Source organism: Mangrovihabitans endophyticus, assembly GCF_014646155.1.
GTDB lineage: Bacteria > Actinomycetota > Actinomycetes > Mycobacteriales > Micromonosporaceae > Actinoplanes > Actinoplanes endophyticus.
In genome coordinates, this window is the sequence record NZ_BMMX01000055.1 from 19,401 (window position 1) to 27,181 (window position 7,781).

Here is a 7,781-nt window from a genome sequence, read left to right on the forward strand (position 1 = left end):
GCGCCGCTCAGTCAGCTGAAGTCAGGCCGACGATCGTCGACACCAGAAGATCCGGATCCAGCCGTTCGAGCACCGCGTCCGGCTCGTGGCTGCTCAGTTCCTCGCGGCTGGCTCGGTGGGCGACCACCACGGCCCGGAAACCCGCGTTCCGGGCGCACGCGATGTCGTTCGGTGCGTCTCCCACCACAACGGTCCGCGCCGGAAGCAGCGACGTGCCGTACTTGTCGCGGTAGCGACGTGCGACCACGGCCGTCAGTTGGAAGCGGTCCCTATCGTCCGAGCCGTACGCGCCGATGTCGAGGTCCAGCTGATCGCCCACTCCCAGCGAAGCGACCTTGACCTCCGCCGCGTGCCGCAGGTTCCCCGTCAGCACCGTCTGCACGAAGCCACGCCGATGCAGCGCGGCGATGCTCTCGACGACACCCGGATACGGCGGCTGGACCCGTGCCAGCTCGTCGCGGCCGGCGTCCATGACCTCAGCCAAGATCATGCCGAAGCGGGACACACCAGCTTCCGCGTCCGCAGCGGTGACGCCCGAGGCGACAGCGGTGTCGACGACGATCGACTCGTCGGTGTAGCCGTGAACCTTCTTCTCCGGGAACGTCACGGCCGACTCCTCCAGCCCGTACGTCCGGGCGACAGCACGCCGCAACCAGCGAAGATCCGCCGGAATCAGCGTGCCATCGACATCCCACACCACCACGCCTGCATCCCGACCATCCACGCAGCGATCGTGCCACGAGCGATGCAGAGGCGGACCCGTGACCGCAGCGCCCGTGTCTGACCTCAGAGATCACGCCACACGTGCGGTTCCTGGTAGGCATGCCAGCCATGGAAAAACCAGTCCGTGAGGTCACGCAGCCGTTCCAAGCAGTCCTCGTAGTACTGCACCGGATCCGGCCGAGGAAAGTTCGGGTGACTGGTCCACTCCGTCACGAAATGTGAAACGTAATAGAACCCCTCCGCCATCCAGCGCGGCAGGACGTCATGGCCCTCGTACTTTTACAGGCCGTCCGCATTGCTTGTTCCATCCGGCTGAATGTCACCCGGTCCCAGACGAGGCCGGCGCCTCGCAAGCCCAGCAGGAAGGTGCCCTCCGCCGCCTCGAACTCCCGGTTCAGCAGGATAAACGCGTCATCCGCCGGCCGAATCCTGGCACCCGGGTACGACACCTCAGCGACCACCCCAAGCGCAGGGAGTGCCGGGCGGGATGGGATCACCACGACTTGTCTCCCCATAAAGCACAAAAGTCACACGCCATGCGATGTTGCGCTGCTCGTAGTGGCGGCGGAGCGGGCCGTCACGGCTCGCTCCGCCGATGAAACCCGGTAAATCGAGGGCGGTTCCGATTTACCGGCTGTCCATGAGCTGTAGGAGTTTCGCGGCCAGCCACTGTCGTCCGTTGGGGAGGGCGACGATGTGGGGTGCGTTGATCCTGGTGGCGTGGTCGATGGCGCGTCGATCGTCGGGGTCGAGTGCGGCCACGACGACGATGCCGCCGCAGTACAGCGGCTTGCGGACGCGTCCGACGAGGTCTGTGCCGATGATGATCATCGGGCGGCGGCGGGCGCTCTTGCGGCTTTCGGGGAGGGAGTCCGTGACGTCGATGTCGCATCCCGCTTGCTGCTCGATCTGTTCTACTTCCTGGCGGATCCGGGAGCTGGCGGTGACGGCGATGGCCGGATACCAGAGGGGCCGCGGCCTACTTGCCATGGTCGTCCTCCGGCTACTTGCCATGGTCGTCCTCCGGGTCCACGGCCGTGTCCGGGTGGGTGATCGATCGTTCGATCTCGGCCGGGCTGATTCCGGACTTCACCGCCCAGAGGACGGCGGTGGCGTTCTCGTTCGTCGGGTCGATCTGCAGCGCGCGGCGTGCGGCGAGTTCGGCGAGCATGCCGTCGCCAAATCCCCACGCGGTGATGGCGAGCAGGGTGGCGGGGGCGGGGACGAACGGTTCGGGTGCTCGGCGGGTGACTTCGGTCCAGAACGCGAGGTGTTGCGGGCTCGGTTCGGTGCGACTCAGGGCCAGGCCCCAGAGCGGTGGGCGGGCCAGCAGGACAAGGAGCCAGGCCAGTTCGGTCGCGTGGGGTGAGGCGCCGTCGGCGTGCCGGCGGAGCGCCTCGGTGACGGCCGATGCCGCAGTCTCGCGGACGTCATCGCCGTGCGTGTCGAGGCGAGTAGTTGCCTCGATGATCGCCTGCTGGATTGTCTCGCCGCTGGCGACGGGGTCCGGGTTGAGGAGGGCGGCCTTGGCGTCCCGGCTGTGTAGGGCGACCACGCCGGCGTACGTGGCCTCGGCCGGGATCAGCGACGCGGAGGGGTCGAAGGGCACCCCGTCGGGTGAGCAGTCGGGGTGCGCACAGCCGAGGTGGTGGATGCGGTTGCTGGTCACGCGCAGCGGCTGTCGTACGGGTAGTCCCTCGATGGCGAAAACGGCGGCTACAGCGTGTAGTGCCGGGTCGAGATCGGAAGCGGGGCCGTAGCCGATGAGGACCATGGTGGGGTTCGGGTGCGTGCGACGGGCTACATCGGCGATGTGACGAGTCGCGTCGGGCAGTGCCGCGCGGGGGCTGTCGGGTCCGGGAAGGTCCAGGCGGGCGCTGAAGACGACGAGGTTGTCGGCGATGGCTATGACGACGATGCTGCCGTCGCCGGGGTGGAAGCCGAGCAGGTAGGGCACGACGGCGACGAGGTCGACGTCGCTGTGGATCCGGAGTTGGAGTTCGGCATCGGACATGAAAGGGCTCCTTGGCCAGAGTCTGTTTGTACTGCCGGTGGGGTGTTCAAGCCGGGCAGCACGCTGGGCGCCCCGCGTACCGGTGCGTGTTGGCCCCTGGTGAGGCGTGCACCGGTCGGGCGGTGGTTGTCCTGCGAGACGGCCCGCCGTGCTGCCCGGGATCGGCTGTGCCGTGGTGGGTGAGGTCGGGCCTCACCCACCACGGGCCGGATCACTCGGGTGTGCCGGTGCCGGGGCGTCCGCGCAGGACACGGACGGTGGTGCTGAGTTTGATGGGTGCGTTGTCGGGGCCGCGGAGGAAGGGGTGGATGTAGACGGGTCGGCGGAGGGCGCGTCGGGGTCCGTAGGGCTGGTTGCGCCAGTGGCCGGTGACCCAGACGCGTTGGCTGGCTGGGGTGTGCTCGGTCCGGTCGGGTCGGGTGGTGGCCGGGGCGGGTTGGGGGTGTGTGCCGGTGATGCGGATGAGGCGGACGTCGGGTGGTGGGCGCCGGGCGCGGGCGTAGCGTCGCCGGGTGGTTTTGTCGACGGCGGTGGCCGGGGTGTCGGCGGCTTGTTGGGAGATGAGCAGCCAGGCGGCGAGCAGCGCGGCGAGGCCGGTGTTGGGCGAGGTGTCGACGGTGGGGCCGGTGTGCAGGACGCGGTGGGTGGTGGGGAGGAGCCAGCCGATGGTTTCGCGGACGTGTTGCAGGGTGCGGGGGTCGAGTCCGGCGCCGATGGTGCGGTAGTGGGTGAGGTGGATGGTGGTGTCGTGGCGGCTCCAGGAGGTGGCGGCAATGTGTCCGAGCGGGGGTTGCCAGGTGAGGAGCCCGTCGTCGCCGGGGATGAGGTCGCGGGTGACGGCGGTCGGGGGCATGGTGGCGGCGGCGTGGACGGTGAGGTTGGTGAAGTCGGGGTCGGTGCGGTAGAGGCGGGCCCGGTCGAGCCGGTCGGCGGCCTCGCGCCGGTGGATGGTCAGGGTGGCGGGCAGGTGGTGGGGTCCGCGGTAGAGGCGGGTGAGCCGGTCGCGGATTTTCGGTAGGTCGTGGGCGTCCAGGGTGGTGGGTGGCCAGGCGGTGGTGGTGATCAGTGTCCGGCCGGGTTGCAGGTCGGTGAGGAAGGCGTGGTGGAGCTGGGCGATCTGGTGGCGCAGGTCGGGGTCGTGTGGGCCGAGCCGGGTGGTGGCGCGGTCGAGGATGTGGGTGTGGCGGTGGTGGTCGATGTCGTCGGTGCAGGCGGCGCAGGCGGCCCAGCGTTGCCCGAAGGTTTGCAGGAGGGCGGCGTGGTCGTTGCCGATGTAGGTGGTGAGGTCGCCGCCGGTCAGGGTCCAGAGGGGGTAGGGGTCGCCGCAGAGGTCGCAGGTGCGGGCGATGGTGTCGAGCTGGGCGGCGGGCACGGGTTGCGGCCGGTGGTCGTTGGGGTGGTGCAGCGGGTGGATGTAGCGGCCGTTGATGGTGTTGAGCGGGGTGAGGCAGGCCGCGCAGGCCATCTCGGCGGTCATGCGAGGGTGTCCGGGCCGGTGTGGTGGTCGCGGACGCGGCGGCGTCGCCGGGCTGGCGGGGTGGGCATGGCCATGCCGTGCCGGTGGGCGACGGGGTGCCCGTCGGCGGCGTGTTTGGCGTGGTACATGGCGATGTCGGCGGCGCGCAGCGCGGCGGTCCAGCCGGTGGCGGCGGTGGTGCGGGTGTAGCCGATGCTGGCGGCGGGGGCGAGGGTCATGTCGCCGTCGTCGGTGGTCAGGGTGGTCGGGGCGGTGATGGTGGTGGCGAACAGGTCGGCGACGCGGGCCGGGTGGTGCCCGGCGGCGGGGAGCAGGACGGCGAACTCGTCTCCGGCGATCCGGCCGGCGAATCCGTGGTGGACGGTGGCGGTTCCGTCGAGGCGGTGAGCGACGGCGGTGAGCAGGTCGTCGCCGGTGGCGTGGCCGTAGGTGTCGTTGACGGTTTTGAAGCGGTCCATGTCGATGAGCAGGACCAGCAGCGGCTGCCCGGCGAGGGCGGTGTAGGCGTGGCGCAGGCCGTCGCGGTTGCGCAGCCCGGTGAGCCGGTCGTGGTGGAGTTGCCGGGTGGCGTGGTGCAGCCGCCGGTGCAGGTGTCGGGTGTGTGGCCACCAGGTGAGCGCGCCGAGCAGGAAGCTGGGCGCGGCGATGGCGATCACGGACAGGGTTGGGGACACTGGGTTCCTCCTCCTTGGAGAACCCGGGACGCCGTCGTTTGGTAAGGCGGGCGTCCCGGGGTTCAGGCGGGTATGACGAAGGCCCGCCACCTGGGGCGGGCCGGACAGAGGCCACCGGGCTCGACGCCCAGGGCTGCGGGTGTGGTGTCAGTCGTGGTCGGGGTCGAGGCGGTGGTCGACGCGCCGGCCGAGGTAGCGGGTATGCAGCGGCACCTGTGCGATGTGCGCGACGGTGTCGGCCAGGATGCTGAGCTGGATCCGGACGGCGGCCTCGGCCAGCCGCGGTGCATGCGTGGCGCGGAGGCTGACCAGGTAGGTTTCGTGCCAGGCCACGGCGTAGCCGCCGCCGGTCAGGGCGGTGACCTCCGGTTCCCGGACGTGCATGCTGCCGGTCAGCGGCAGGCCATTTTGCGGGACGTGGGCTGCCGCGTCGCGCAGCAGCCGGTACGCGGCCCGCCGCGCTTCCCGGTTCGAGGACGCGGGCACGGTGACCGGGACGGTGGCCGCGACCCGGTACAGGTGGGCGCGGGGCAGGCCGGGCAGGCCCAGTTCGCGGAGCAGGTCGTCGATCAGCGCGTACGGGCGGTGTTCACCGGCGAGGCGGCCAAGCCCGGTGTAGACCAGCCCGCTGATCAACGCCCGGCGCACGTCCCGTGCCCGTTGCTCGTAGGCGGCCTCCGCGAGCCGGCGTCGCAGGTCGGCCGCCTCGACGTCGCCGCGGAGCACGCCGTGCGGCGCCGGTGGCGGGCAGCGGGTGAGCGGAGCGTCGGTGTCCGGGTCCAAGGTGGCCGCCGCGCCGGGGTCGGGTTCGGTGTGGTGGCCGGTGTGCTGGGCGCAGGACACCCCGGCGGTGGCCCAGGCGGCGGCCAGCCGTTGCCGTGCGGCGGTCGCCGTGTGGTCGGCGTCGTCGGGCGTGGTTGCCCGGATCTGTGTTGCGACGTGCGCGTGGGCGCGCAGCTCCCGGCAGGGGCCGGGCAGCGTGCAGGCCTGGCCGGCCGGTGCGAGTTCGGCGTCGACCAGTTCGGCGCTGGTGTGCTCGCCGAGCGTGCGCCGCGCTACCCGGTCGACGATCTCGGCCGCTGTGGTGTGGGCGCCGGTCAGGTCCGGGTGGTGCGTGTGGCAGGTGATCGTGGCGCCGAGCACGAGGGTCCACGGCCGGGGCAGCGGCGTCAGCCCCGCGGCGTGCAGCATCTCGCAGGCGTCGCCGAGCAGGATCTCGTCGGCGGTGACCAGCTCGATCAGCCGGCGGCGGAGCCGTACATCCAGGGTGTGGGTGAGGATCCGCCAGGCGAGGGCCTGCTCGTGCAGCACGTCCACTGTGGTGGCCGGGCCTGTCGCGGCGGACGCGGGCCGGTCGGGGGTCACCGGTGGGCTCCGGGCGTGGGCGGACGGTGCAGCTCTACGTGCGTACGCCAGATCGTCTCGGCGGCCACGGATGCGCCGGTCGGCAGGGCCACGATGGAGGTGGCGCCCGCGCGGTGGGCCAGGGCCGGCAGGCGGGGGCTGTCCAGGCCGGCGAGGGTGGCGGCCCAGACCAGCCCTCGGCAGGTCCAGGGTTGGCGGACCAGCGGGACGACGTCGTGGCCCAGGATGATCGTTTCGCGGCGGGCGGCGAACCGGCGGGCCTGCGGAAGGCGGTCGCAGTAGTCGAAGTCGAGGCCGCAGCGCTGTTCGAGCAGGCGTAGCTGGTGGCGCAGCAGCCGGCTGCCGGTGACCACCACCGGCGGCAGGATCTTGACGGTCATGGGAAACGCTCCTCACGGACGACGTCCGGCGGCCTTCCCGCCGCCGGACACACGGATCGGGAAGGGAACCCGGCCGGCAACGGGCCGGGGCGGCGGGACGTACGAAGAGCTCCGCCCTCCGCGGGCGGGCGCCGCCCGAGGCCGGGAGGCGCCCACCCACGGAGGGCGTGAGGACTTACGCCGGGTCGGCGGAGAAGGGGCGCGGGCCGCGGGCGGCGAGGTGGGCCTCCCGGAACAGGCCGGCGGACTCCTCCAGCCGTCCGGCGGCCGTGGCCAGCGTGGTGGTGAGGTCGGCGCGGGTCGTATCCGACAGTCCTGACAGGTCCGCGCCGGTGTTCGTGTCGGCCTGGTGCGCGAGCCGTCCGGTGGCCTGCGCGAGATGCGCCAGGCACAGGTTGACCGCGTGCAGCAGCGCGTCCAGGTGGACGCTGTCGGGCAGCACGACCCGGCCGTGGCGGACCGCGTCGCCCAGGTATTCGGCGGTGCGGACCATGATCTCGGCGGCGGCGCCGGTGTGCGCGGGATCGAAGACCGGATCGTCTTCGAACGTCTCGCGCAGCAGATCGGACATGGCCTGCGCCTGCGGCAGCCGCGCGTGGCCGGCGGCGGGGGGATAGTCGGGGTGGATGATCACGTACCAGGCGGGTTTGAGCATGACGATGCCTCCTTCGGGCATGCGAAAGGGAGACGGCCACCACGGGCGACCGCCGTCCGGGAAGGTGATGGCGACGAACTGTCGCGCCGGGGAGCGCTGAAGCTGTCGGCGGACGCCGGGAGGCCGACCCTGGTGAGGGTGGGCGGAACACGGCGGCAAAGAGGCCGGCAGGTCAGCGAGGGTGGTACGAGAAAGGGTGAGCGCCGACGCTAACGCGACGACCTGACATCTCCTGGCGCCCGCCGGGACGACGCACCTGACAGCGTCTGACACCTGAGCCCGGCGAAGCTGTCGGACGGCGCGTAGCAGCAGGTGGGGGATAGCGCGGTCGCCGGAGGTCGCGGGCGGCCGCGACCGCCGGCGGGCTTATCGGCGGCACGGCCTTCGCGTTGTTCGGAGCCTCTTACTATGCAGGACGCAACCTGTGAATCTGCAAGGAGTTCTCATGAGGCGACGGCCTAACGCGCCGATATTCCTGGCGCTGTTGCTCAGC

The 7,781-nt window shown here is 71.3% G+C and carries 9 protein-coding genes; all 9 read right to left on the reverse strand.

Annotated elements, in window-relative coordinates; all coding sequences use genetic code 11:
* Positions 1–7: 7 nt before the first annotated feature.
* The 9 genes from IEY73_RS29835 to IEY73_RS29875 all read right to left on the reverse strand — a co-directional run bounded on the left by IEY73_RS29835 (position 8) and on the right by IEY73_RS29875 (position 7,288).
* Positions 8–724, reverse strand: coding sequence for an HAD family hydrolase (locus tag IEY73_RS29835; RefSeq protein WP_189082682.1), 717 nt, complete (start codon positions 722–724; stop codon positions 8–10).
* A 62-nt stretch (positions 725–786) separates the two neighbouring features.
* The gene (locus IEY73_RS33920; RefSeq protein ID WP_229716293.1) at positions 787–936 is read right to left on the reverse strand and encodes a hypothetical protein; all 150 of its coding nucleotides are present in this window, start codon (positions 934–936) and stop codon (positions 787–789) included.
* A 414-nt stretch (positions 937–1,350) separates the two neighbouring features.
* Positions 1,351–1,713 (reverse strand): hypothetical protein, encoded by a 363-nt coding sequence (locus IEY73_RS29845; protein WP_189082683.1) that lies wholly within the window; start codon positions 1,711–1,713, stop codon positions 1,351–1,353.
* Between the two features lie 13 nt (positions 1,714–1,726).
* On the reverse strand, positions 1,727–2,737 hold the full coding sequence (locus tag IEY73_RS29850; RefSeq protein WP_189082684.1) for a DUF4192 domain-containing protein: 1,011 nt from the start codon (positions 2,735–2,737) through the stop codon (positions 1,727–1,729).
* A gap of 211 nt (positions 2,738–2,948) precedes the next feature.
* On the reverse strand, positions 2,949–4,214 hold the full coding sequence (locus IEY73_RS29855; protein ID WP_189082685.1) for a hypothetical protein: 1,266 nt from the start codon (positions 4,212–4,214) through the stop codon (positions 2,949–2,951).
* Positions 4,211–4,888, reverse strand: coding sequence for a GGDEF domain-containing protein (locus tag IEY73_RS29860; protein ID WP_189082686.1), 678 nt, complete (start codon positions 4,886–4,888; stop codon positions 4,211–4,213). Before IEY73_RS29860 ends, IEY73_RS29855 begins: the two co-directional genes overlap by 4 nt.
* 147 nt (positions 4,889–5,035) lie before the next feature.
* Entirely contained in the window at positions 5,036–6,253 is a 1,218-nt protein-coding gene (locus IEY73_RS29865; protein ID WP_189082687.1) for a hypothetical protein, read from the reverse strand.
* Positions 6,250–6,633 (reverse strand): hypothetical protein, encoded by a 384-nt coding sequence (locus IEY73_RS29870; protein WP_189082688.1) that lies wholly within the window; start codon positions 6,631–6,633, stop codon positions 6,250–6,252. Before IEY73_RS29870 ends, IEY73_RS29865 begins: the two co-directional genes overlap by 4 nt.
* Before the next feature lie 175 nt (positions 6,634–6,808).
* Positions 6,809–7,288 carry a hypothetical protein gene (locus IEY73_RS29875; RefSeq protein ID WP_189082689.1) on the reverse strand — a complete coding sequence of 160 codons (480 nt, stop codon included), beginning with the start codon at positions 7,286–7,288 and terminating at the stop codon, positions 6,809–6,811.
* Positions 7,289–7,781: the final 493 nt, after the last annotated feature.

What these genes read in the sequence shown, in the direction of transcription:
- IEY73_RS29845 (WP_189082683.1), bottom strand. Translation starts at nt 1,713, where the DNA reads ATGGCAAGTAGGCCGCGGCCCCTCTGGTATCCGGCCATCGCCGTCACC.
- IEY73_RS29850 (WP_189082684.1), bottom strand. Translation starts at nt 2,737, where the DNA reads ATGTCCGATGCCGAACTCCAACTCCGGATCCACAGCGACGTCGACCTC.
- IEY73_RS29855 (WP_189082685.1), bottom strand. Translation starts at nt 4,214, where the DNA reads ATGACCGCCGAGATGGCCTGCGCGGCCTGCCTCACCCCGCTCAACACC.
- IEY73_RS29870 (WP_189082688.1), bottom strand. Translation starts at nt 6,633, where the DNA reads ATGACCGTCAAGATCCTGCCGCCGGTGGTGGTCACCGGCAGCCGGCTG.
- IEY73_RS29875 (WP_189082689.1), bottom strand. Translation starts at nt 7,288, where the DNA reads ATGCTCAAACCCGCCTGGTACGTGATCATCCACCCCGACTATCCCCCC.